Consider the following 22,313-nt stretch of genomic DNA (forward strand, 5'->3'; position numbering starts at 1 on the left):
GGAAGCTCAGCCCACCCACACGCGTGCGTTGCGGAACATGCGCATCCACGGCGAATCCTCGCCCCACTGTTCCGGATGCCAGCTCATCTGCACGCTGCGGAACACGCGTTCCGGGTGCGGCATCATGATCGTGACGCGGCCGTCCGCGGCGGTGAAGGCCGCCAGGCCGCCCGGCGAACCGTTCGGGTTCAGCGGATAGCTCTCGGTCGGCTTGCCGCGATTGTCGACGAAGCGCGCCGCCGCATGGCTCTTCGACGGGCTGCACACCATCGGGAAGTGCACCCTTCCCTCGCCGTGCGCGACCGCCACCGGGATACGCGAGCCGGCCATGCCGCGGAAGAAGATGCTTCCCGAGTCCAGGATCTCCAGCGTGGCGAGGCGGGCCTCGTACTGCTCCGACTGGTTGCGCAGGAACTGCGGCCAGTGCTTCGCGTCGGGAATGATGTCCTTCAGGCCGGACATCATCTGGCAGCCGTTGCAGACGCCGAGGGCGAAGCGGGTACCGTCCTCGAAGAAGCGCGCGAACTGTTCGCGCAGCGCGTCGTTGTAGAGGATGGACGTGGCCCAGCCGCGCCCCGCGCCGAGCACGTCGCCATAGGAGAAACCGCCGCAGGCCGCGAGACCGATGAAATCCTTCAGGTGATGACGGCCGGAGGCGAGGTCGGTCATGTGCACGTCGACCGCGTCGAAGCCGGCGCGGCTGAAGGCCGCCGCCATTTCCACCTGGCCGTTGACGCCCTGCTCGCGCAGGATCGCCACGCGCGGACGCGCACCGCTGCCGATATACGGCGCGGCGATGTCATCTGTCGGGTCGAAGACGAGCTTCGGGGAGATGCCCGGATCGGCATCGTCCAGGCGCCACTCGTTCTCCTGGTCGGCGCTATGCGGGTTGTCGCGCAGGCGCTGCATGGCGTAGCTGGTTTCGTTCCACACGCGGAACAGCTCGGTCCAGTTCCACTTGAACGCCGTTTCGCCGCCGAGGTAAAGCTTGATGCCGAGCTTCTCCTTCGGGCGGCCGACGTTGTGCGTCATGCCGGCGAGGTTGTGCTTCACCAGCAGCTGCTCGAAGGCTTCACGGTTGGCCGAGGCTACCTGCACGACCGCGCCGAGTTCCTCGTTGAACAGCGCGCGCAGCGTGGCGTCGGCCCAGCCGTCCAGGCGCAGTTCGAGGCCGCAGTGGCCGGCGAAGGCCATTTCCAGCAGGGTCACGATGGCACCGCCATCGGAGCGGTCGTGGTACGCGAGCAGCAGGCCGGCGCGGTTCGCTTCCTGGATCAGCTCGAACATCGCGCGCAGGCGTTTCGGATCGTCGAGATCGGGCGGAACGCCTCCGGCGCGGTTGAACACCTGGGTGAGCGCCGAGCCACCGAGACGGTCGCGGCCCGCGCCGAGGTCGATCAGCCAGAGGTCGGTATCGCCGCGGTCGAGCTTCAGCTGCGGCGTGAGGGTGCGACGCACGTCGTCCACGCGCGCGAAACCGGTGATCACCAGCGACACCGGCGACACGGTCTTCTGCGCCTTGCCGTTGTCGTCGGTCCACACGGTCTGCATGGACAGCGAGTCCTTGCCGACCGGGATCGAGATATCCAGCGACGGGCACAATTCCATGCCCACGGCCTTCACGGCGTCGAACAGCGCGGCATCCTCGCCGGGGTGGTTCACCGCGGCCATCCAGTTCGCGGAGAGGCGCACCTCTTCGAGCGACATCGATGCCGCGGCCAGGTTGGTGATGGCTTCGCCCACGGCCATGCGCGCCGCGTCGGCACTGGAAAGCAAAGCCACCGGCGCGCGCTCGGCCATCGCCATGGCTTCGCCGGTATAGCCTTCGAAATCCGTCATCGTCACCGCCACGTCGGCCACGGGCACCTGCCAGGGGCCGACCATGGGATCGCGCGCGTTGAGGCCACCGACCGTGCGGTCACCGATCGTGATGAGGAAGTTCTTGCTGCCCACCGCGGGCAGGCGCAGCACGCGCATCAGCGCCTCGTCCATGCCGATGCCGGTGAGGTCGGCGACGAGGTCGACGCGCGGTTTCACGCGCTTCGCGTCGCGATGCATGCGCGGCGGTTTGCCGAACAGCACATCCATGCGCAGGTCGATGACGGTGAGGTCGCTGCGCGGGTCGCGCACGATCAGGCGCGGCTCCTCGGTGGCTTCGCCGACGATGGCGAACGGGCAGCGCTCGCGGGCGCAGAAGGCCTCGAACAGGGCGAGGTCCTCGCTGCCGATGGCGAGCACGTAGCGTTCCTGCGACTCGTTGCTCCACACCTGCATCGGCGAGAGGTTCGGATCGTCGGTAGGAAGCTTGGACAGGTCGATGATGCCGCCGACGCCTGCGTCGTTGAGGATCTCGGGAATGGCGTTGGATACGCCGCCCGCGCCCACGTCGTGGATGCTGACGATGGGGTTGGCGTCGCCGCGCGCCCAGCACGCGTCGATCACCTGCTGGCAGCGGCGTTCCATCTCGGGGTTGTCGCGCTGCACCGAAGCGAAGTCGAGTTCGGCACTGGACGTGCCCGAGGCGACCGACGAGGCCGCGCCGCCGCCGAGGCCGATGAGCATGGCGGGGCCGCCGAGGACGATCACCTTGTCGCCGGGACGCACCTTGCGCTTCTGCACGTGCTCCGGACGGATCGCGGCGAGACCGCCGGCGATCATGATCGGCTTGTCGTAGCCGCGACGCAGGCCCTTGTCGCCGGTTTCCTGCTCGAACGTGCGGAAATAGCCGCCAAGGGCCGGGCGGCCGAATTCGTTGTTGAACGCAGCGGCACCCAGCGGGCCGTCACGCATGATCTCGAAGGCCGAGGCCATGCGCGGGGGCAGCGGGCGATCCTTCTCCCACGGACGCGGCAGGCCGGGGATGCGCAGGTGCGACACGGAGAAACCGGTGAGGCCGGCCTTCGGCTTGCCGCCGCGGCCGGTCGCGCCCTCGTCGCGGATCTCGCCGCCGGCACCGGTGGCCGCGCCCGGCCATGGCGCGATGGCGGTGGGATGGTTATGCGTCTCGACCTTGATCGCGTACGGCGCGGCTTCGGCCACGGTGCGGAACACGCCGTCCCCGGGGCTGACGAACAGGCGCTTGCCTTCGTAGCCTTCGATCACCGCGGCATTGTCGTGGTACGCCGACAACGTATGCGCCGGCGACTTCTGGTGCGTGTTCTTGATCATGCCGAACAGCGACGATTCCTGCGTCGCGCCATCCAGCGTCCAGGTCGCGTTGAAGACCTTGTGCCGGCAGTGCTCGGAGTTTGCCTGCGCGAACATCATCAGTTCGGCGTCGGTGGGCGCCCGGCCCATTTCGGCGTAACGCGTGGCGAGGTAGTCGATCTCGTCGTCGGCCAGCGCGAGGCCGAGCTCCTTGTTTGCCACCGACAGCGCGGCGCGTGGATCGCTGCCGAGTTCGATGCGGCCCAGCGGACCCGGTTCGCCCGCGAGGAACAGCCCGCCGGCCTGCTCGAGCGCGTACAGCGGCGACTGCACCATCGGATCGCAGAACGCGGCCATGACGGCGGCGTGTGCCGGATGGTCCTCCGCCGGCATGCCGGTGACGCGCCAGGCCGTGCCGCGTTCCACGCGGCGCACGTCGAAGCCGGCGCCGTGGAGGATGTCGGTGGCCTTGCTCGACCAGGGCGAGATAGTGCCCAGGCGCGGCACCACCCAGAACGTCGCCTCTTCGGGTGTGCCGCTCTTCGCTTCCAGCACGGAAAGCAGACGCGCGCGCGCATCGCCCTCGGGCGCGGCGTCGGCGTCGACGAAGTAGGTAAACCATGCGGCCTGCACCCGCGTCCCGTGATGCAGGGCATCCAGGTGGGCGTTCAGTCGTTCGAGGCGAAAAGGCGAGAGGGCGCTCTGCCCGTCGAGTGCGATCATGCGGGGGGAAAAGGCGCAGAAGGAAAACGCCTATTCTACATGATGTTGCGAGGCAGCATCGGAGGCCGTTGGAGGGTAGGAGCGCGCCCTGCGCGCGACGGCTTTTCGACTCGGTTTTCAGGTGGCGCGCCAGCCCCGGGGCACGGCCTCAAAACATGTCGCGCGCGGGACGCGCTCCTACAAGGGCGGTCAGCGACGGCCGCCGGTCAGCGCGCGGAAAGCGCCCGGGCCGGTCGGCCGCGCCGCCGAGGGTGCCGGCCGGTCAGCCGCCGCGGCCCACGGTGCCGGGCGGAGCCTCCAGGGCCTGGAGCAGCTGGGCGGGGGTGACGTACCCGCCGACCACGTCCCCGTTCTCGGTGACGATGGTGGGGGTGCCGTTCACGCCCAGGCGTTCTCCCAGCTCGAAATCGTCCTTCACCGGGTTGGTGCAGCTGGCCGCCTTGGGCGTGGCGCCTTTCATCGCCTCGTTGAAGGCGTTCTTGCGGTCGGCGCTGCACCAGACCGACACGGCCTTGGTGTACGAGGGCGTGTCGTTGCCTGCCGTGGTCTTGATGCCTTCGCGCGGCCAGAAGATGTATTCGACCGCGATGCCCTGCTTGTTGAACTCGTCGATGTGGGCGTGCAGTTGGCGGCAGAAGCCGCAGTCGACGTCGGTGAAGACGGTGACCGTGTGCTTCGGCTTGGCCGGGGAGTAGACCAGGCGCTGCGAGGCGGGCACCTTGGCTAGCGCCGCCTTGCGCGTGGCGGCCCAGCTGGCCGCGCTGAGGTCGGTCTTCGACTGGAGGTCGATGAGGTTTCCGTTGAGCATGTAGCGGCCGTCGGCGCTCACATAGACCATGCGGCCGGAGGCCACCACCTGGTAGAAGCCCGCCATCGGCGCGGGCGCGACGCTGTCGACCTTGATGCCGGGGCCCAGGGCCTCGACGGCATCGCGCACGGCCTTCTCGTTATCGGCCGCGCAGGCCGTCATGGCGAACGCTCCGGCCAGGAGCGCGGACAGGATTTTCTTCGGCATTCGGTACCACTCCATCAGCAACCGGGGGAAACGCGGGCCTCATTGGAACACCGGGCGCCGGTTCGGTTCCCTCGATTGTGGCACGCCTCAGCCCCGCGGGTGGTGCTGGGCGTGGAGCCGTTTCAGGCCTTCCTTCGCCACCAGGGTGTAGATCTGCGTCGTGCTGAGGGCGCTGTGGCCCAGGAGCATCTGCAGCGCACGCAGGTCGGCGCCGTGGTTGAGCAGGTGGGTGGCGAAGGAATGCCTCAGGACATGGGGCGAGACGCGGCTGGCCGGGATCCCCACCTGCATCGCGTAGCGCTTCACCAGGGTCCAGAACATCTGCCGGGTCATGGCGTCGCCCCGGCGCGACAGGAACAACGCCAGCGGCTGCCCGTGGCCCCCCGCAAGCTGCGGCCGGGCCTCGCGCAGGTAGGTTTCGACGTGGGCCAGCGCCTCCTCGCCCACGGGGATCAGGCGGTCCTTGCCGCCCTTGCCGGTCACGCGCAGCACGCCCTGGCGCGTGTTCAGGCCAGCCAGGGGAAGGTCCACCAGTTCCGAGACCCGCAGCCCGGAGGAGTACATCAGCTCCAGCATCGCGCGATCGCGCATGCCCAGGCGTGTCGAGGTATCGGGGGCGACGATCAGTGCCTCGATCTCGCGCTCGGCCAGCGCCTTCGGCAGGCTGCGGGGCATGCGCGGACGTTGCATGAGGAGCGTGGGATCCTCACGCTTGCCTTCGTCGCGCGCCAGCTGCGCGTAGAAGCGCCGAAAGGCCGACTGGCGCCGCGCCATGCTGCGCACCGACACCGGCTGGCTGCCATGGTAGGCGGAAAGGTCGTCGCGTCCCGCTGTGGCGAGCGTCCGTCCGCGCGTCGCCAGCCAGCGCGCGAGCTGCTGCAGGTCGCGCCGGTAGGCTTCCAGCGTGCGCTCGGCGAGACCGTCCTCCGCCCAGACGCGCTCGATGAAGCGTTCGATCAGGCGGATATCGTCGGGAGATTCGACAGGCATGGGCATGACGCGATGGTCGCATGCCCGGCGCCTCGCGCTCAAAGCCGCTGGATGCTCGACTGGTAGCCGGCGATCACATAGCCCAGCTGGTGCTCGACCCCTTCCTCGAGCCGCGTACGCTCCACCGGCGAAAGCTTCGCCTTGCGCGCGGCGATGGCGAGCTTTTGCATCGCTTCCACCAGGGCATCGGCGGCGGACTGGAATGCGCCCGCGTCGAGCGACGGCAAGCCGGCGAGGTTGTCGTCGGCGGCATCGCGGAGCCGCTTGAATTCCTCCGGGCTGACGTTGCCGTCCCCGTCCAGCGAACGCAGGCGATCGTCGAGTCCGGTGAACGTGGAACGAAGATTAAGGCTCATGGGACGGTTCCTCTCCAGGTCCGGTCGTGTCCAGCCTATGCCGCACGTCAGGTGCCGTCGAAGGAAATCGACATGCCGATGCGGCAGAATTCGGCGCATGAGCACACTTGCACCTGTCGCGCCCGCATGGCGCCGCTTCGCCGCCATCGTCTACGACGCGCTCGCCGTGGTCGCCATTGTGATGGTCGTCGGCCTGCTGGCCCAGTTCGCCACCGGCGGTGGCCTGTTCGACGCGAAGGGGCACCTCCATGCGTGGTGGTACCAGCCGCTGCAGGGGCTCGTCGTGGGGGCCTACTTCCTCGTTTCCTGGGTGCGTGGCGGCCAGACCCTGGGCATGCGGCCCTGGCGCATCCGCGTCACCGATGCGGCGGGCATGCCGGTCACGTGGCGGCGCGGGCTGGTGCGTCTCGTCGTGGCCGCGCTGCCGCTCCTGCTCGTGACGATCTATCCATTGACCTCGTTGAAGGCCGCGCTGTGGGCGCCGGTCGCCGGTTGGGCGGTGCTGCTGCTGCCGGCCTTCGTGGACCGTCGCCGCCGGGCCGTGCACGACATGCTGGCCGGCACCGAAGTCCGCCCGCTGGCGTAGAAAACAAACCTCGTGGGATGACCCGCTTCCCACGGGCCGGAATCAATGGGTGAACTGGTCGCTTGCCGGCACCCAGGAGCCCGAGGTCGGGGACGGCGCCGGGACGTTGATCTTGATCGAGGTTTCGCATCCGGCCGGCAGCGGACCGCCGGCGACGCGCGCCGTGGCGCACAGCGCCGTGTTGTCCAGGGCGACCGGCGCGGCGGCCACGGTGGCGCTGTTCGCCGGCGGCAGGTTTTCCGCCAGCGGCTTCGACGGCGCCATGGTCTGCACTTTCGCCAGTTGTTCCTGGCTCGCCGGCGCGGACTGGTCGGCGCCCGAGCAGCCGAAAGTGAAGAGGGAAACGGCCTTCATCGCGCCGCTCTTGTCGCCCGCGTTGCCCGGCCCGGCAGTGCAGTTGAGGCGGATGCCGCGCGGCAGGGAAATGGTAGGGCGTACCGTGGCCGCCTCGACGCCATGCCGGATCGCCGTATCCACCGACGACTCGCCTTTGGGCGTCCAGGCATCGTCGAAGCGCGTGGCCTTGTAATCGATGTGTACGCGCGAGCCCGACTGCGGCACGAGGTTGCCACGCGGCTTCAGTTCCACATAGGCCCCGCCGACCTGCCCGGTCTTGTCGCCCTGCCCGCCGGCGACGCCATCATCGCGCTGCGAGGTGCCGTTGGCGCCGGTGAGACGCTCGCCCTCGTCCACACCGTTGGCTGCGCCCGGTTTTCCGCTTTCCGCAGGGGCCCCCGGCGTGTTCGAGCCAGAAGCGCCCGCGGTGGTCTGTCCGGGAACGATGGGCTCCGCAGGCGGCCCCTTGGCGTCACCGGCCGAACGCCCGGCCTCGGACCTGCCCTGCTCCGCGGCGTTCTGCGCCGTGGATTGGCCGGCCGCGATATCGCCCGGGGCCTGGCCGGGCGGTGCAGGCTGGGTATCCACGCCGGCGACCGGACGCTGCATCTCGCCAGGGGTGACCGCCGGTGCCTGGACCGCGGGGCGCAAGTCGGCGGTGTCCGGCGCGGAGACCGTCGGCTTCGCGGCCGCGTCGGGCACAGGTACCGCCTCGAGTTCGGCCGTGGCTTCGATGGCAGGGGCGCGAACCGGTTCGACCGAGACCTTCGGCGGCACAGGTCGCGCGTCGACGGCGAGATCGGGTTTCGGGGCCGTGGGCTCCTGCGCCACCGCGGGCAAGGGCGCATCCTGAGGGGTGGGCGGTGCCGACGACTCTTCCACCTGCGGACGCGGGACCGTCGCCAGCGTGATCGCGGTCGTCGGCACGGGCGCCGTGCGTTCCGCCGTGATCGTGGGCGGCGTGGGCGTGACGGCCATCTGCGCCGCAGGAATCTCCGGCAGCGCCAGCGATGCCGGAGGCGGCATGGGCGCCGTGCCTTCCACCTGTGCCTTGCGCACCGGCTCGGGCTGGAAGCGCGGCGGGACGACCTCCGGCTTCGGCGTATCCACCGCGAGGTCGGGCGGCGCCTGGACAGGCACCGGCACCTTTTCCAGTTCAGGCTGTGCCGGCGGGGCCTTGGGCTGGGTCAGCGGACGCTCGGCCACCGCGGCAACGCTGGGCGGGGGCGCAGTGAGCTTTACGTCGGGCTTCACCTGGGGCGGCTGCGCAGCCGGCACCGCGATCGCCGGAAGCGGCTTCGAGGCGGATGCCACCGCGGCGCCACGCGAGCCGCTGGACGCGCGGCTCGCCTTCGAATGCGCGGTATTCCAGCGCGTCTTGGTGACCGGGGCCCTGGATGGCGTTCCGCGCACCGGCGGCACCGGCGGGGGCGGCTTGTCGATCAGCCGCACCAGCAACGCGTTCTCGTCCGGCCGATCGGGTGGCGGCGGCAATACCTCGTAAGCCGGGCCCAGGATCATCCCGAACAGGACCACCAGGTGGACGAGGATGGTGCCAGCCCAGCCAAACACGCGGAGGAGGCGATCACGGGGTTTTTCGCGCAGGCGGCGCCGGTAGACCAGCGCGCGCATCGCCGCCTCCCGCGGCGACACGGGCAGCGACATCGCGGCGATCGAGCGATCGCTGTCCGGTGAGAACGTCTTCGGCATGGAGCGCTAGTGTCCACGCTGCGGAAGCAACACACAATTACTTGCCGGTGCGGCGCTCCCGCTCGGCGTTTTCCTGGTCCATCGCCTTCAACGGAATATCCGAGGCACAGCCTTGCGGCAAAGGCTTCTCGGCGCGGAACGCGGCGATGCACTCGGCCTCGCTCGGTGGTGCCGGCTGACCGGGCAGGTCCTCCACGGCCGGGTTCGCCGGGGCCATGTTCAGACGCACGTCCCCGTCCTTCTTCGCCGCCCTGGACGGATCCTCGCCGCCGCAGCCCACCGGAAGGACGAAGAACACCGTGGCGCACTTGATCCGCACGCCGTGGCCCATGTCGATGGTCTTCTTCACGGTCGTGCTTTCGATCGCGCGGCGCAGGCCCTTGTTGAGGATGTTTTCGTCGCGCGGTGCCCAGTCCTTCTCGAAACGGGTCTGCGTATAGGTCACCGTGGTCTTGTGCGACATGATCCCGCTGTCGTCGGTCGGCTTGCGCGCGACGAAGTCGGCCTGGGTGGTCGCGCCGGGACCCTGCTTCGGCATGACGATGCTGCCGTCGGCGCCGAACAGCGCCGGATGCGGCGCCTGCGCATCCGGTGCCGGCGTGGCGGCCTCGGCGGGAGCCTTTGGCGGCTCCTTCGGCGGTACCTTCGGACGCGGCGGCTCGGGCCGCGTGGCCTCGGGCGAGCGGACCCTGGGCGGTGGCGGTGGCGCTGGCACCTCGGCGACAGGTGGCGCGGAGCGCACCGGTTCGATGAAGCGCACCTCCAGCACGTTGTCGCGGTCCACGGGGGGAACGTACCCGGCGATCGGTCGCGGTTCCATCTCGTAGCGCACCAGCATCACGACGAGGATGTGGATGATGATGGCCGCCACCATGGCGAGGATGCGAAGCGTGCGATCCGGCGGCGGCGGGCGGCGGCCGATGGCGTGGAGGGTCGCCAGCGTGGCGGCATCGATCGGCTGGAGCCCACGCGGACGCGGCGAATCCTCCGGCTCTAGCCGGTGGGGTTCGACGAATGGCGGTGGCGCCTTGCCGGGGTATTGCACGCTGCGAGGATCCTATAGGCCGCGTAGTGAGTCGAACAGCTTAGCGGCGATTCGCTTAGCCCAGCGTAAGCCCCCGCCCTCTGACCGTGTCGACCGCGGAAGATTCCCTGGCCCTTGATTCCGGCGCCCGGAAGGAGAAGGCTTGGGCTTCGGGCCTCGCCCGAACCACCCACCGAAGGAGGGTCGCATCGTGTCGCCATCCACGGAACGCATCCGCAGCCTCGCCTTCGCCGGCCACGCCGGGGCCGGCAAGACCACCCTGTTCGAAGCCATGCTCCACGCCGGCGGCGCGCTGACCAGCATGGGCAGCGTCGAGCGCGGCAGTACCGTTTCGGACGCCGACCCCATGGAGAAGGCGCGCGGTCATTCCATCGACGCCTCCATCGCCTCCATCGAGCGCAACGGCTATCGCATCCATCTGCTAGACACACCCGGTTATGCCGACTTCCGCGGCCCCGCCCTCGCCGCCCTCGCCGCCGCCGATACCGTGGCGATCGTGGTCAATGCCGCCAACGGGATCGAGCACGGCACGCGCAGCATGATGGCGTACGCGAGGGAGCGCGGCCTTGCCCGCATCCTGGTCGTCAACCGCATCGACGCCGACGGCGTGGACCTGGCGGCGCTCGTCGACGAGCTGCGCGAGGAATTCGGCAGCGAGTGCCTGCCGCTCAACCTGCCTGCTTCGAAGGGGCATTCGGTGCGCGACGCCTTCTTCCAGACGGCAGGCGACACCGATTTCTCGTCACCGGGGGAAGCGCACCAGCGGATCATCGACCAGGTCGTCGAGATCGACGACGAGGTGATGGAGCACTATCTCGAAGCCGGCGAGTCGTCGCTCACCGCGAAAGAAATCCGCGACGCTCTGGAACACTGCCTGCGCGACGGCCACCTCGTGCCGATCGTCTTCACGAGCGCGCGCGAAGGCGTCGGCGTGAGCGAACTCCTCGACCTCGTGCAGCGCATCCTGCCTTGCCCGAACGAGACCAATCCGCCCCCGTTCCGCGATGCCGACGGCGCGCCTTTCGAGGTCACCGCCGACGCGGACAAGCACGTGGTCGCGGACGTCTTCAAGATCGTCAACGATCCCTTCGTCGGCAAGCTCGGCGTGTTCCGCGTCTGGCAGGGCACCGTGCGCAAGGACTCGCAACTGCTCGTCGACGACGGACGCAAGCCGTTCAAGGTCGCGCATCTGTTCAGGCTGAAGGGACGCGAGCATATCGAGGTGGACGAGGCGCTGCCCGGCGACATCGCCGCCGTGGCGAAGATCGACGACATCCATTTCGACGCCGTGCTGCACGATGCCGCGGACGAGGGGCGGATCCATCTGCAACCCACCGCCTACCCCGCGCCGATGTACGGCCTCGCGGTGGAGCCGGCGCACAAGGGGCAGGAACAGAAGCTCTCGCAGGCACTGTCCAGGCTCGCCGAGGAAGATCCCTGCTTCCGCGTCGAACACCACAAGGAACTCAATGAGACCGTGGTGCGTGGGCTGTCCGACCTGCACCTGAAGCTCATGCTCGAGCGGATGAAGGCACGTTACGACGTGGACGTGATCACCCACCCGCCGCGCATCGCTTATCGCGAGACGATCGGCAGCGACGCGGAAGGCCACCACCGGCACAAGAAGCAGACCGGCGGCGCGGGACAGTTCGGCGAGGTGTTCCTGCGCGTGGAACCGCTGGAACGCGGTGCGGGCTTCGTGTTCGACGACGAGACCAAGGGCGGGGTGATCCCGGGTCAGTTCATGCCGGCCATCGAGAAGGGTGTGCGCCAGGCGCTCGACAGCGGCGCCATCGCGGGTTATCCGATCCAGGACGTGCGCGTGATCGTCTACGACGGCAAGCACCACCCCGTGGACTCGAAGGAAGTCGCCTTCATCAGCGCGGGGCGCAAGGCCTTCCTCGATGCGGTGTCACGAGCGCGGCCGCAGGTGCTGGAGCCGGTGGTCGACCTGGAAGTTTCGATCCCCGACCACTACGTCGGCGACGTTACCGGCGGCCTTGCCTCGAAACGCGCGCAGATCATGGGCACCGATTCGCTGCGCGGCGGCGAGACGCTCATCAAGGCGCGCGTGCCGCTGGCGGAGCTGATCGATTACCCGACGCAGTTGAAGGCGATGACGGGAGGCCTGGGGCGCTACGCGATGGAGTTCAGCCATTACGATCCGGTGCCGCCGGCGGTGCAACGGAAACTGGCCGAGGCGTGGAAGCCGAAGGCGGAAGAAGACTGAGGCGCCGCTGGCGAGGCTGTCCTGCCCTGGGCAGCAGCCAACCTGGGACCGCTTTGTGTGGGAGCCGCTTCAGAGGCGATGGGTGCTCGCGGCAAGCTTGCCCGCTGCCGCGGGATCGCCGGCATAGCCGGCTCCCACACGAACAGCCGGCTCCCACACGATAGGTGAATCACGCCGCCAGCGTATCGATCAGCGCATGGGTGAACGCGGGAATGTCGTCCGGCTTGCGGCTCGTGATGAGGTTGCCGTCCTTCACCACCTCGCTATCCTCCCACTGCGCGCCGGCGTTGCCGAGGTCCTGCTTGAGCGAAGGCCACGACGTGAGCTTCCGGCCTTCCACGAGCCCGGCGTTGATGAGTGTCCACGGTCCGTGGCAGATCGCGGCGATGGGCTTGCCGGCCTCCGCGAATGCCTTCACCAGTCCTACCGCCTTCTCGTCCATCCGCAGCTTGTCGGGATTGATGACGCCGCCCGGGAGCACGATGGCGTCGTACCGGCTTGCGTCCGCTTCGTCGAGGTGGACGTCGACCTCGACTTCCTCGCCCCAGTCCTTCTTGTCCCAGCCCTTGATCCGCGCCGCATCGCCCGGCGCGATCACGTCCACGGTCGCGCCAGCTTCCTCAAGCAGGCGCTTGGGTTCGGTGAGTTCGGATTGTTCGAAGCCGTCGGTGGCCAGGACGGCCACGCGGCGGCCGTCGAGTCGCTTGTTTGCCATGGGGAGCCTCCTTGTGGGGATGTTCCCTGCAGCATCGGCTGCGCGGCATGAGCGGCACGTCGTGCCGCCGTTGCCGCGCCGTGGGCAAACGTGAAGCCCGGATCAGATGCTTTTCTTGCGCTTCGGCTTCAGCATCGTGCCGGTGCACTTCGGCGAACCGCAGCGGCAGGCCCAGATCTTCTTCAGGCGCGCCGTGTGCGGCATATCGAGCGTGATGCCGTAGTCGTACACCAGCTCCTCGCCCGGCGCGATGTCGCGGATCGCTTCGATCAGCACGCGGTCGTGCTTCGACGGCTTGCCTTCCACGGCTTCCTCGATGAGGGCCTGGCAGTTCGGATCGCAGCCGTGATTGATCCAGCGAGCCACGTTGCCATGGCTGTTGCCGTCCACGATGTAGCGCTCGTTGAGCGTGAACAGGAAGGTGTGCCCCGTCTCGCCCCCATCGCCGTAACGCTTGTCGGCTTGCGCATGGGTGATGCGGTCGCCCTTGTACTCGACGACTTCCTCGCCGGCCTTGATCGGTGCGGTGGCGAAAACGCCATTTCCATGGATGGGCGAACGTCGTGCGGCGATGCGTCGGGTCATTGTGAAGTCGGATGCAGGGGAATAATCCGCGATGATGCCTGCTAGCCCGCCGCTTGTGAACCGCGTTTGAAACGCCCCGCTCGCGCGCACGGCCTCGCGGGCGCTAACATCGAACGACCGTTCGACCCTGCCGGAAGCCTTGGGAATGACTCCGATCGTCCGCCATCCGTTCGTTCGCGCCGCACTGCTGGCCGTCCTCGCCTCGCTGGCCGCCTGCGGGCCCGCGAAAAAAAGCGTCTTCCCGCCCACGGTGACCCTGCAGGAAGTAGCGGCCAAGCCCGGCGGGCCGTGGCACGTCACGCTGCGGATCCGCAACAACAGCTACGGCGGCATGTCGTTCGAGACGTTGCAGGGCACGCTGCGGGTGGGCGACCTGGGCGGGGTGTTGCTCGACGCCAGGGTCGACCAGGACATTCCCTCCTTCGCCGCCGACGTCGCCAGCATCGATCTCCTGCCGACCGCCGAGATGTCCAAGGCGCTCGCGGAGCTTGCTGCCAAGGGCAGCTCCGGTGCCCTGGCCTACAGCATCGACGGGCGGATCACGGCCACGCCGGAGAAGGAAAAGGAATCGCATTCCTATCCCGTGCGCGGCAAGAGCTGGCTCTCGCCCGTGCCCGGCATTCCCGATACCTACCGCTCGCCCTGACCCTACTGGATTCCCATGACGCTCTACAAAGCCCCGCTCGATGACATGCGCTTCGCGCTCTATGACGTGCTCGGCGCCGAAGCCGTGCTCGCCCGGCTCGAAGGCGGCGAGGCGCATACGCGCGACCTCATCGACGCCGTGCTCGACGAGGCGGCCCGCTTCAACGAGCAGGTGCTGGCCCCGCTGAACGCCTCCGGCGACGCGGAAGGCTGCCATTACGACAAGGCCACGGCGACGGTCACCACGCCCGCGGGCTTCAAGGAAGCGTACCGGCAGTACGCCGAAGGCGGCTGGGCCGGCCTCACGGCGCGCGAGGCCGTCGGCGGCCAGGGCCTGCCCGCGGTGCTCGGCGCGCTGACCAAGGAAATGATCGATTCGGCCAACCTCGCCTGGGGCATCTATCCGCTGCTGTCGCACGGCGCCACCGATGCCCTCGAGCATCATGGCGACGACTGGCAGAAGGACGTCTTCCTCAAGCCGCTCGTGGAGGGCCGCTGGACCGGCACCATGTGCCTCACCGAGCCCCAGGCCGGTTCGGACCTCGGCCTGCTGAAGACGCGCGCCGAACCGAACGCCGATGGCAGCTATCGCGTCACCGGCACCAAGATCTTCATCAGCGCGGGCGAGCACGACTTCGCGGAGAACATCGTGCACCTCGTGCTGGCGCGCCTGCCCGATGCGCCCGCCGGCAGCCGCGGCATCTCGATGCTGGTGGTGCCCAAGTACAAGGTGGGCAAGGACGGCGCGATGGGCGAGCGCAATCACGTGGCCGCGGGTGCGATCGAGCACAAGATGGGCATCAAGGGCTCGGCCACCTGCGTCATGAATTTCGACGAGGCCGAAGCCTGGCTGATCGGTCCACCGCACAAGGGCCTGATGGCGATGTTCACCATGATGAACGCGGCGCGCCTGGCGGTGGGCATCCAGGGCCTCGCCGTGTCCGAGCGGGCCCTGCAGAACAGCCTGAACTATGCGCGCGAGCGCCTGCAGATGCGTGCCCTGTCGGGTCCGAAGCTGCCGGAGAAGCCGGCCGATCCGCTGACCGCGCATCCCGACGTGCGGCGCATGCTGCTTACCCAGCGAGCTTTCGTGGAGGGCGGCCGGCTCCTCGCGACCTATGCCGCGCTGCAGAGCGACATCGAAGCCCGCGCCACCGATGCGCAGGAACGCAAGAAGGCCGGCGAACTGCTGTCCTTCCTCATCCCCATCGCCAAGGGCCTGCTCACGGAGACCGCGCAGGAGTGCACGAAGGAAGCCCTGCAGATCTTCGGCGGACACGGCTACATCGTCGAACACGGCATGGAACAGTTCGTGCGCGACGCCCGCATCATCACGCTGTACGAGGGCACGACGCAGATCCAGGCCCTCGACCTGCTCGGTCGCAAGATCATGCAGCTGCAGGGCGCGGGACTGAAACATTTCCTGGGCGAGATCTCGGCGTTCTGCCAGGCCAACCAGGGCAACGACGCCGTGAAGGCCTTCGTCGGCCCGCTCGCCGCCGCGGCCAAGACCTGGGGCGACCTGACCCAGGCCATCGCGCAATCCGCCCAGGCCGATCCGGAAGAACTCGGTGCCGCGGCCGTGGACTACCTGTACTTTTCCGGCTACGTGACCCTCGCCTACTTCTGGGCCCGGAGCGTCCTCGCCGCCGACGGCTCCCACCTGTCTGCCGAGCGCCGCCAGGCCAAACGGGACACGGCGTCCTTCTACTTCGCCCGCATCCTCCCGCGTATCCACGTGCACAAGGCGGCGATCGAGGCAGGCGTCGCCACCTTGCCGGAAATCCTCTGAGCCCTGGACCTTGTAGGAGCGCGCCCTGCGCGCGACAGCTTTTCGCGGCATTCCCCAAGCTGGCGCGCCAGCTCCGGGTCTCGGCCCCAAAAGCTGTCGCGCGCAGGGCGCGCTCCTACAAAAGGGGCTGGGGCTTTCCCCGGCCCCCGTGAAGGTGTAGAAAAAAGGTTCTGCCCGGACCTTCTACCGCGACGGTGCCCGATACGATGAGTGACTCCACGTTCCTGATCCGTCTCGCCGAGAGCGACGACGACGAGTTCATCCTCGGCCTGCTTCACCGTTTCGTCGACTTCCCGCTCCCCAACGGGCGCACGCGCACCGACTGCCTGAAGGGCATCGAGGCCGATCTCGTGAAACACCTCGACGAACAACCTTCGAACAGCTACATCTTCGTGGCCGAAAACGAGGACGGGGATCCGGTGGGCTTCGTGCACCTGCAGAAGACCAAGGATTTCTTCACCCATCGCGACAACTGCCACATCTCCGACATCGCGGTGGCGGAGGAATACGAGGGCGCGGGTGCGGGCAAGTTCCTGCTCGACCACGCCTATGCCTGGGCGAAGGAACATCGCTGTCAGTTCGTCACGCTGGCGGTGTTCCCGGGCAACGAAAAGGCCCTGAACATGTACGGGAAGCACGGCTTCGACACCGACCTGATGCGGCTGGCGAAACCCGTACGATAGGACTGTGGGAGCCGGCTATGCCGGCGATCCCGCGGCAGCGGGCACGCTTGCCGCGAGCACCATCGCCGCTGAAGCGGCTCCCACACAGAGAAAAACCGCCCGGAGAGGGGCGGTTTTTCGTTACGAAGCCTGCGAACTTCAGGACTTCTTCGCGGTGTCTTCCTGCTGCTCGCGCTTATCCAGGCGGGCCGCCATGCGGTCGATGTTGGCCAGCGACACGAGGTGGGCATAGATCCAGCCGAGGGCGCCTTCGCGAAGGAATTCCTGGGCGGTCTTCTCGTCGAGGGCGCGCAGCTTTTCCTCGTTGATCACGAAGAGGCCGTTGAGGTTGATGCCCTTGCCTTCCTTCTGCAGGGTGATGGTGCGCGGCTCGAGCAGGTCGTGCTCGCGCAGCTTGCCCATGAACCACTGCGTGCGGGCGACGTGGTCCTGGAATTCGCCGAGGAAGTTCACGGCATTGGTCAGGGCCGGCGCGTCGGTGCCGTCGTCGTTGAACAGGCGCTCGCCTTCGTCGTTGTTGAAGCCTTCATAGGCTTCGTCGAGGAAGACCGTGAAATCGTCGCCTTCCGCACCCGCCGGCTTTTCGGCCAGCACGAACGGATAGCGGCGGACGAATGCCGGGATGTAGATGCCCTGCTCCCAGAAGCCGTTGTCGCCGACCAGGAGGTTCTCGCCCTGGCGCAGGCCGAGCAGGGCCATCGGGCCCGCTTCCTCGATCGAGTTGCCGGCGAACAGGATCGGGAAGTCGCGCGCGGCCGGCGCGAACTCGACGCCGGTCAGCGGCACGGAGTGCGCGGTGGCGGCGAAACGGATGTTGTTCACGGCCTTCAGACGCAGGTCGCGGTGGGCGGTGCGGTTCAGGGGAACCGGACGCTCGTAGAAAAGCACTTCTGCCACTGTGTAACCCTCATGGACCCGCCGGACCTGGGAAGCCACCCCGGCCCCCCTTCCAAACCCGCCGGGCTTCGAATGCGAATCCCCACTATAGCAGTGCCGGATGACAGGGAAAGCCCCGCAAGAACCGTACCTGACGAATGCTTTTCCTTCGCGATAATCGGCTATGCTCGGGCCGAAGCCCCCAAAGAGGGCCTGGGATCGGATTCCGATCCGCACGGAGTTCGGCTTGCTGGAACGCTCTTTCGCATATGTGAAGGACGAGACCCGATGACGATGGAAGTGCTCCAAGAAGACCTGCCGAGGGTGGCCGCGTTACATGCGACGCGGGTGCTGTCCCTCGATGCGGCAGGCCGTATCCTGGACTGGATCAGTTGGCAGGACGCGGTGTGCCTCTATGTACGCGGGGTGGTGGCCTGGACCCTCGGCGACCCCTGCGTGACCGTCCGCGGTGGCATCAGCAGGGCCAGCGGACAGCGCAGCAGCCTCGAGCTGCACCCGATCGTGGCCAGCACCGGCCATTGCCGCGAACACGCCATCGACCCCGCCCCGGCCCTGACCAATACGGCCCTGTTCGCCCGCGACCGGCACATCTGCCTGTACTGCGGACACCAGTACACCCGCCACGAGCTCACCCGCGACCACGTGGTGCCCCTGTCCAAGAAAGGGGCCGACGAGTGGGAGAACGTGGTCAGCGCCTGCCTGGCCTGCAACCTGCGCAAGAGCAACCGCACCCCGCAGCAGGCCAACATGCCGCTCCTGGCCGTGCCCTATCGGCCCAGCTGGGTCGAGCACCTGATCCTGTCCAACCGCAACATCCTGGCCGACCAGATGGAATTCCTGGTCAGTCACCTGCCACGGGACCGGCGGCCGGCCTGAACGCCTCCGCAAATTCATCTCCTGTCCCTTGCCCCGCCCCCTTTGGAGGCGAACAATAGGGGGATGACCGACCTCTCCCGTTACCCTTATCTGGCACAGATCGAGTCGCCGGAGGACCTCCGGCGCTTCCCGGCGGACGATCTGCCGGCCATCGCGGACGAGCTGCGCCGCTACCTGATCGAGGCCGTCGCCTCGTCCGGCGGCCACTTCGGCGCGGGCCTGGGCGTGGTCGAGCTCACCGTCGCCCTGCACCACGTGTTCGAGACCCCGCACGACCGCCTGGTCTGGGACGTCGGCCACCAGTGCTACCCGCACAAAATCCTCACCGGCCGGCGCGACCGGATCACGACGATCAAGAAGAAGGACGGCCTCGCGCCGTTCCCTCGCCGCGAGGAGAGTGAATACGACACCTTCGGCGTGGGCCACTCGTCCACCTCGATCTCCGCGGCCCTGGGCATGGCCGTGGCGCTGCAGCGCCGCGGCGACCCGCGCAAGGTGGTGGCCGTGATCGGCGACGGCGCGATGACGGCGGGCATGGCGTTCGAGGCGCTGAACCACGGCGGCGACATCGAGCCGAACATGCTGGTGATCCTCAACGACAACGGCATGTCGATCAGCGAAAACGTCGGCGCGATGACCAAGATGATGGCCCGCGCGATGTCCAGCCGCACGCTCAACGCCTGGCGCGAACGGGCGAAGAGGGCGATGCCGCGCGAATCCTTCTTCGGCCGCTTCTTCAAGCGCTGGGAAGAGCACGCCAAGGGCATGTTCGTGCCGTCCACGCTGTTCGAGGAACTCGGTTTCCACTACACCGGCCCGATCGACGGCCACAACATGGCCCAGCTGGTGAATGCGCTGGAGACAGTGAAGGCCCTGCCCGGGCCCCAGCTGCTCCACGTCATGACCACCAAGGGCAAGGGTTACGAACCGGCCGAAAAGGCGCAGATCGAATACCACGCCGTGGGTCCGTTCGACCCCGTGGCGGGTGTCGTCAAGAAGGGCGCGCCGGCCAAGCCGACCTATACCGACGTCTTCAGCGACTGGCTCTGCGACATGGCCGCCGCGGACGAGCGCCTGCTCGGCATCACGCCGGCGATGCGCGAAGGGTCGGGCCTGGTGCGCTTCTCGAAGGAATATCCGCAGCGCTACTTCGACGTGGCGATCGCTGAGCAGCACGCGGTGACGCTTGCCGCCGGCATGGCGGTCGAGGGGGCGAAGCCGGTGGTGGCGATCTACTCCACCTTCCTGCAGCGCGCCTACGACCAGGCCATCCACGACGTGGCCCTACAGAACCTGGACGTCACCTTCGCGATCGACCGCGCCGGCGTGGTCGGACCGGATGGCGCCACGCATTCGGGCAGCTTCGACCTGTCCTTCATGCGCTGCCTGCCGAACATGGTGATCATGGCGCCGGCCGACGAGAACGAATGCCGCACCATGCTCAGCACGGGCTTCCGCTACGACGGCCCCGCCGCGGTGCGCTATCCGCGCGGCACCGGCCCGGGCACGCCGCTGGCGGCCACGCTGGATACCTATCCCATCGGCAAGGCCGAGGTGCGCCGCCGCGGCCATCACGGCCTCGCAATCCTCTCCTTCGGCACCATGCTCGCGCCCGCCGCGGTCATCGCCGCGGAGGTGGACGCTACCCTGGTGAACATGCGCTTCGTGAAGCCGCTGGACGAGGAGCTGATCCTCGAGCTGGCGCGCACGCACAAGGCCTTCGTCACCGTCGAGGACAATGCCATCGCAGGCGGCGCCGGCGCGGGCGTGGCCGAGTGCCTGGCCGCGCACGGCATCGTGCTGCCGATCCAGCACCTGGGCCTGCCCGACGTGTACCTGGAGCATGGCAGCCGCGAGGAAGTGCTCAGCATGGCCGGTCTCGACCTGCCGCAGATACGTCACGCGATCCGCCTGCGCTTTGCGCAGTTCTGCGCGTCGCCGGTGGCGAGCGCGGGCTAGTTGCTCACCGGGTCCGCGCGCCGCTCACGCGGTCGCGGGCTTCCAGGTCCTGCGCGGTGAAAGCCTGGCAGAGGCCGGCGCGGATGAGGATCTCGCGTACCGCCGCGCCCTGGTTCCACCCATGTTCCACGAGCAGCCATCCGCCGGACGCCAGATGCCGTGCGGCGCCGCCGGCGATGCGGCGGATGTCGTCGAGCCCGTCGGGACCGGAGGCGAGCGCCGAAGGCGGCTCGAAACGCAGGTCGCCTTCGCCGAGATGGGGATCGCCTGCTTCCACGTAAGGCGGGTTGCTCACGATCAGGTCGAAGCGCTGTGCGCCGAGCGCCGCATACCAGTCGCTTTCCTGCATGCGCACGCGCTCGAGGCCGAGGCGGACCGCGTTGCGCCGTGCAACGTCCAGGGCCGCCACGCTCGCGTCCACCGCGACGACGGACGCATCGGGGCGTTCGCTCGCGATGGCAAGCGCGATGGCGCCGCTGCCGGTGCCCAGGTCTAGCACCGCTCCACCTTCGGGCAAGCGCTCGAGGCCAAGCTCGACCAGCAATTCCGTTTCGGGCCGCGGTATCAGCGTCGCCGGCGTCACTTCGAGCGGCAGCGACCAGAAGTCCCGTCGACCGAGGATATAGGCGACGGGCTCGCCCCCGGCGCGCCGCCCCAGCAACGCCTCGAAACGCTCGATGCCGGGCTGCTCGAGGCGGTCCTCAGCATGCGCGAAAAACCACGCGCGATCCACCCCGAGCGCGTGCGCCAGCAACAGCTCGGCTTCGAGGCGATCGCCCAACGCGGCGGCGGCATCGCGCAAGATCGTACGGACATCGGTCATACCGCCATTCTAGCCGCCGGCGCGCCTACAATCGCGCGATGCGCGCTCACGCCCTCCTCCTTGCCGCCCTGCTGCTCGCCGGTTGCCACGCAACCTTCTTCGGCGCAGTCAACGCGGTGCAGCCCGCGGCGGATGTCGTCGCGCATCGGGACAACGTGTTCAACGCAAAGGACGGGCTGTCGCTGGACGTCTATGCGCCCGCCCATGCCAGCCACGCACCCGTTGTCGTGTACTTCTACGGTGGCGACTGGACGACCGGCAAACGGCAATGGTACCGCTGGGTGGGCGAAGCGCTGGCCGCGCAAGGCATCGTTGCGATGATTCCGGACTACCGCCAGTGGCCAGCCGTACGCATGGATGGCTTTCTTCACGACGGTGCGGAAGCCGTGCGCTGGTCGCGCGACCACGCCGCGGCATTCGGCGGCGATCCTTCGTATCTTTTCGTGATGGGACATTCCGCAGGCGGACACATCGCCGCGATGCTGGCGACCGACAAGCAGTGGCTGGCCGCGGTGGGAATGAAACCCCGCGACCTCGCCGGCTTCATCGGCGTCGCGGGCGCGTACGATTTCCTTCCCTTGGACGAGCCCTGGTACATCGCCATGTTCGGTGACACACCCGCCGAGCAGGCGCGGTCGCAACCGATCAACTTCGTGGACGGCGACGAGCCTCCCGCGCTCCTTCTCCAGGGCGAGAAGGACAAGGAAGTGTTTCCGTCCGAGGCCATATCCCTCGAAGGACGATTCCGCCAGATGGGCGAGCCGGTGGAGTTGAAGCTGTATCCGAACCTCGGGCACGAGGGTGTCGCCTTCGCGCTGGGGCCGCTGCATCACGCGGCCCCGGTGATGCGCGATGTGACAGACTTCATTCGCAAGCGAAGCCGATAAAAACCGTCCCGTTCACGCCCTGTAGGAGCGCGCACCGCGCGCGACAGCCTTTCGCGAATGACTTCACGAATGCACTGAGCGTTTTCGCAACCCTGCAGCAAGAGCCACCAGGCTCCCGCCTTCGCGGGAGCGACGGGTAGGAAGGGAGGCGACATCTTGTAGGTCGCGCTTCGCATTGCAGGTCGCGATTCGCGGGCAATTCCCGCAGCGTGTGAGCACACACGCGTCCGTCATTTGGTTGCTTCGGTGCATGAGTTGATGAATGAGGCGACGGAGTGGTTGCGGTATGCGCAGCGGTTGACGGAGTTTGTGA

The 22,313-nt window shown here is 68.1% G+C and carries 18 protein-coding genes; 8 read left to right on the plus strand and 10 right to left on the minus strand.

Annotation, left to right across the window (positions count from 1 at the left end):
• Positions 1–6 precede the first annotated feature (6 nt).
• The 4 genes from purL to ACR9ZH_RS05030 all read right to left on the minus strand — a co-directional run bounded on the left by purL (position 7) and on the right by ACR9ZH_RS05030 (position 6,231).
• Entirely contained in the window at positions 7–3,870 is a 3,864-nt protein-coding gene (gene purL / locus ACR9ZH_RS05015; protein ID WP_481289653.1) for a phosphoribosylformylglycinamidine synthase, read from the minus strand.
• Between the two features lie 262 nt (positions 3,871–4,132).
• The gene (locus ACR9ZH_RS05020) at positions 4,133–4,885 is read right to left on the minus strand and encodes a DsbC family protein (protein WP_481289654.1); all 753 of its coding nucleotides are present in this window, start codon (positions 4,883–4,885) and stop codon (positions 4,133–4,135) included.
• A gap of 87 nt (positions 4,886–4,972) precedes the next feature.
• Positions 4,973–5,881 carry a site-specific tyrosine recombinase XerD gene (gene xerD / locus ACR9ZH_RS05025; RefSeq protein WP_481289655.1) on the minus strand — a complete coding sequence of 303 codons (909 nt, stop codon included), beginning with the start codon at positions 5,879–5,881 and terminating at the stop codon, positions 4,973–4,975.
• 32 nt (positions 5,882–5,913) lie between these two features.
• Positions 5,914–6,231, minus strand: coding sequence for a hypothetical protein (locus ACR9ZH_RS05030; protein ID WP_481289656.1), 318 nt, complete (start codon positions 6,229–6,231; stop codon positions 5,914–5,916).
• A 97-nt stretch (positions 6,232–6,328) separates the two neighbouring features.
• On the opposite strand from ACR9ZH_RS05030, the gene ACR9ZH_RS05035 reads away from it, so the two are divergent.
• The gene (locus tag ACR9ZH_RS05035) at positions 6,329–6,817 is read left to right on the plus strand and encodes an RDD family protein (RefSeq protein WP_481289657.1); all 489 of its coding nucleotides are present in this window, start codon (positions 6,329–6,331) and stop codon (positions 6,815–6,817) included.
• Positions 6,818–6,859: 42 nt separating this feature from the next.
• Here the strand turns inward: ACR9ZH_RS05035 and ACR9ZH_RS05040 are convergent, their stop codons facing one another.
• Both ACR9ZH_RS05040 and ACR9ZH_RS05045 read right to left on the minus strand, forming a co-directional pair.
• Positions 6,860–8,863 (minus strand): hypothetical protein, encoded by a 2,004-nt coding sequence (locus tag ACR9ZH_RS05040; protein WP_481289658.1) that lies wholly within the window; start codon positions 8,861–8,863, stop codon positions 6,860–6,862.
• A gap of 37 nt (positions 8,864–8,900) precedes the next feature.
• The gene (locus tag ACR9ZH_RS05045) at positions 8,901–9,908 is read right to left on the minus strand and encodes a hypothetical protein (protein ID WP_481289659.1); all 1,008 of its coding nucleotides are present in this window, start codon (positions 9,906–9,908) and stop codon (positions 8,901–8,903) included.
• Positions 9,909–10,098: 190 nt separating this feature from the next.
• Between ACR9ZH_RS05045 and fusA the strand changes: the two genes are divergently transcribed.
• Positions 10,099–12,138, plus strand: coding sequence for an elongation factor G (gene fusA / locus ACR9ZH_RS05050; protein WP_481289660.1), 2,040 nt, complete (start codon positions 10,099–10,101; stop codon positions 12,136–12,138).
• A gap of 169 nt (positions 12,139–12,307) precedes the next feature.
• On the opposite strand, the gene ACR9ZH_RS05055 is transcribed toward fusA, so the two are convergent.
• Both ACR9ZH_RS05055 and ACR9ZH_RS05060 read right to left on the minus strand, forming a co-directional pair.
• Complete coding sequence (locus tag ACR9ZH_RS05055) at positions 12,308–12,853, minus strand: type 1 glutamine amidotransferase domain-containing protein (RefSeq protein WP_481289661.1); 546 nt, start codon at positions 12,851–12,853, stop codon at positions 12,308–12,310.
• 102 nt (positions 12,854–12,955) lie between these two features.
• Complete coding sequence (locus ACR9ZH_RS05060; RefSeq protein ID WP_481289662.1) at positions 12,956–13,438, minus strand: SET domain-containing protein; 483 nt, start codon at positions 13,436–13,438, stop codon at positions 12,956–12,958.
• A gap of 145 nt (positions 13,439–13,583) precedes the next feature.
• Between ACR9ZH_RS05060 and ACR9ZH_RS05065 the strand changes: the two genes are divergently transcribed.
• The 3 genes from ACR9ZH_RS05065 (at position 13,584) to ACR9ZH_RS05075 (ending at position 16,558) form a co-directional block, all read left to right on the plus strand.
• Positions 13,584–14,084 carry a hypothetical protein gene (locus ACR9ZH_RS05065; protein ID WP_481289663.1) on the plus strand — a complete coding sequence of 167 codons (501 nt, stop codon included), beginning with the start codon at positions 13,584–13,586 and terminating at the stop codon, positions 14,082–14,084.
• A gap of 15 nt (positions 14,085–14,099) precedes the next feature.
• Positions 14,100–15,875: an acyl-CoA dehydrogenase C-terminal domain-containing protein gene (locus tag ACR9ZH_RS05070; protein ID WP_481289664.1), complete on the plus strand. Its 1,776-nt coding sequence runs from the start codon at positions 14,100–14,102 to the stop codon at positions 15,873–15,875.
• 206 nt (positions 15,876–16,081) lie between these two features.
• Complete coding sequence (locus ACR9ZH_RS05075) at positions 16,082–16,558, plus strand: N-acetyltransferase family protein (RefSeq protein WP_481289665.1); 477 nt, start codon at positions 16,082–16,084, stop codon at positions 16,556–16,558.
• Between the two features lie 138 nt (positions 16,559–16,696).
• Here the strand turns inward: ACR9ZH_RS05075 and ACR9ZH_RS05080 are convergent, their stop codons facing one another.
• Positions 16,697–17,455, minus strand: a complete 759-nt coding sequence (locus ACR9ZH_RS05080; RefSeq protein WP_481289666.1) for a SapC family protein — start codon at positions 17,453–17,455, stop codon at positions 16,697–16,699.
• A 273-nt stretch (positions 17,456–17,728) separates the two neighbouring features.
• Between ACR9ZH_RS05080 and ACR9ZH_RS05085 the strand changes: the two genes are divergently transcribed.
• Together ACR9ZH_RS05085 and dxs are read left to right on the plus strand one after the other, a co-directional pair.
• Entirely contained in the window at positions 17,729–18,331 is a 603-nt protein-coding gene (locus ACR9ZH_RS05085) for an HNH endonuclease (protein ID WP_481289667.1), read from the plus strand.
• A 63-nt stretch (positions 18,332–18,394) separates the two neighbouring features.
• Entirely contained in the window at positions 18,395–20,290 is a 1,896-nt protein-coding gene (dxs, locus tag ACR9ZH_RS05090) for a 1-deoxy-D-xylulose-5-phosphate synthase (protein ID WP_481289668.1), read from the plus strand.
• 4 nt (positions 20,291–20,294) lie between these two features.
• Here the strand turns inward: dxs and prmC are convergent, their stop codons facing one another.
• Positions 20,295–21,113: a peptide chain release factor N(5)-glutamine methyltransferase gene (gene prmC, locus ACR9ZH_RS05095; RefSeq protein WP_481289669.1), complete on the minus strand. Its 819-nt coding sequence runs from the start codon at positions 21,111–21,113 to the stop codon at positions 20,295–20,297.
• Between the two features lie 38 nt (positions 21,114–21,151).
• On the opposite strand from prmC, the gene ACR9ZH_RS05100 reads away from it, so the two are divergent.
• Complete coding sequence (locus ACR9ZH_RS05100; RefSeq protein ID WP_481289670.1) at positions 21,152–22,000, plus strand: alpha/beta hydrolase; 849 nt, start codon at positions 21,152–21,154, stop codon at positions 21,998–22,000.
• Positions 22,001–22,313: the final 313 nt, after the last annotated feature.

Source organism: Luteibacter sp. SVR4-7G, from assembly GCF_056755555.1.

Excerpts from the sequence above, each read along its gene's own strand:
- purL (WP_481289653.1), bottom strand. The coding sequence starts at position 3,870 with ATGATCGCACTCGACGGGCAGAGCGCCCTCTCGCCTTTTCGCCTCGAA.
- prmC (WP_481289669.1), bottom strand. The coding sequence starts at position 21,113 with ATGACCGATGTCCGTACGATCTTGCGCGATGCCGCCGCCGCGTTGGGC.
- ACR9ZH_RS05030 (WP_481289656.1), bottom strand. The coding sequence starts at position 6,231 with ATGAGCCTTAATCTTCGTTCCACGTTCACCGGACTCGACGATCGCCTG.
- ACR9ZH_RS05020 (WP_481289654.1), bottom strand. The coding sequence starts at position 4,885 with ATGCCGAAGAAAATCCTGTCCGCGCTCCTGGCCGGAGCGTTCGCCATG.
- ACR9ZH_RS05075 (WP_481289665.1), top strand. The coding sequence starts at position 16,082 with ATGAGTGACTCCACGTTCCTGATCCGTCTCGCCGAGAGCGACGACGAC.
- ACR9ZH_RS05100 (WP_481289670.1), top strand. The coding sequence starts at position 21,152 with ATGCGCGCTCACGCCCTCCTCCTTGCCGCCCTGCTGCTCGCCGGTTGC.
- ACR9ZH_RS05040 (WP_481289658.1), bottom strand. The coding sequence starts at position 8,863 with ATGCCGAAGACGTTCTCACCGGACAGCGATCGCTCGATCGCCGCGATG.
- ACR9ZH_RS05060 (WP_481289662.1), bottom strand. The coding sequence starts at position 13,438 with ATGACCCGACGCATCGCCGCACGACGTTCGCCCATCCATGGAAATGGC.
- dxs (WP_481289668.1), top strand. The coding sequence starts at position 18,395 with ATGACCGACCTCTCCCGTTACCCTTATCTGGCACAGATCGAGTCGCCG.
- ACR9ZH_RS05065 (WP_481289663.1), top strand. The coding sequence starts at position 13,584 with ATGACTCCGATCGTCCGCCATCCGTTCGTTCGCGCCGCACTGCTGGCC.
- xerD (WP_481289655.1), bottom strand. The coding sequence starts at position 5,881 with ATGCCCATGCCTGTCGAATCTCCCGACGATATCCGCCTGATCGAACGC.
- ACR9ZH_RS05055 (WP_481289661.1), bottom strand. The coding sequence starts at position 12,853 with ATGGCAAACAAGCGACTCGACGGCCGCCGCGTGGCCGTCCTGGCCACC.
- ACR9ZH_RS05085 (WP_481289667.1), top strand. The coding sequence starts at position 17,729 with ATGGAAGTGCTCCAAGAAGACCTGCCGAGGGTGGCCGCGTTACATGCG.
- ACR9ZH_RS05070 (WP_481289664.1), top strand. The coding sequence starts at position 14,100 with ATGACGCTCTACAAAGCCCCGCTCGATGACATGCGCTTCGCGCTCTAT.
- ACR9ZH_RS05035 (WP_481289657.1), top strand. The coding sequence starts at position 6,329 with ATGAGCACACTTGCACCTGTCGCGCCCGCATGGCGCCGCTTCGCCGCC.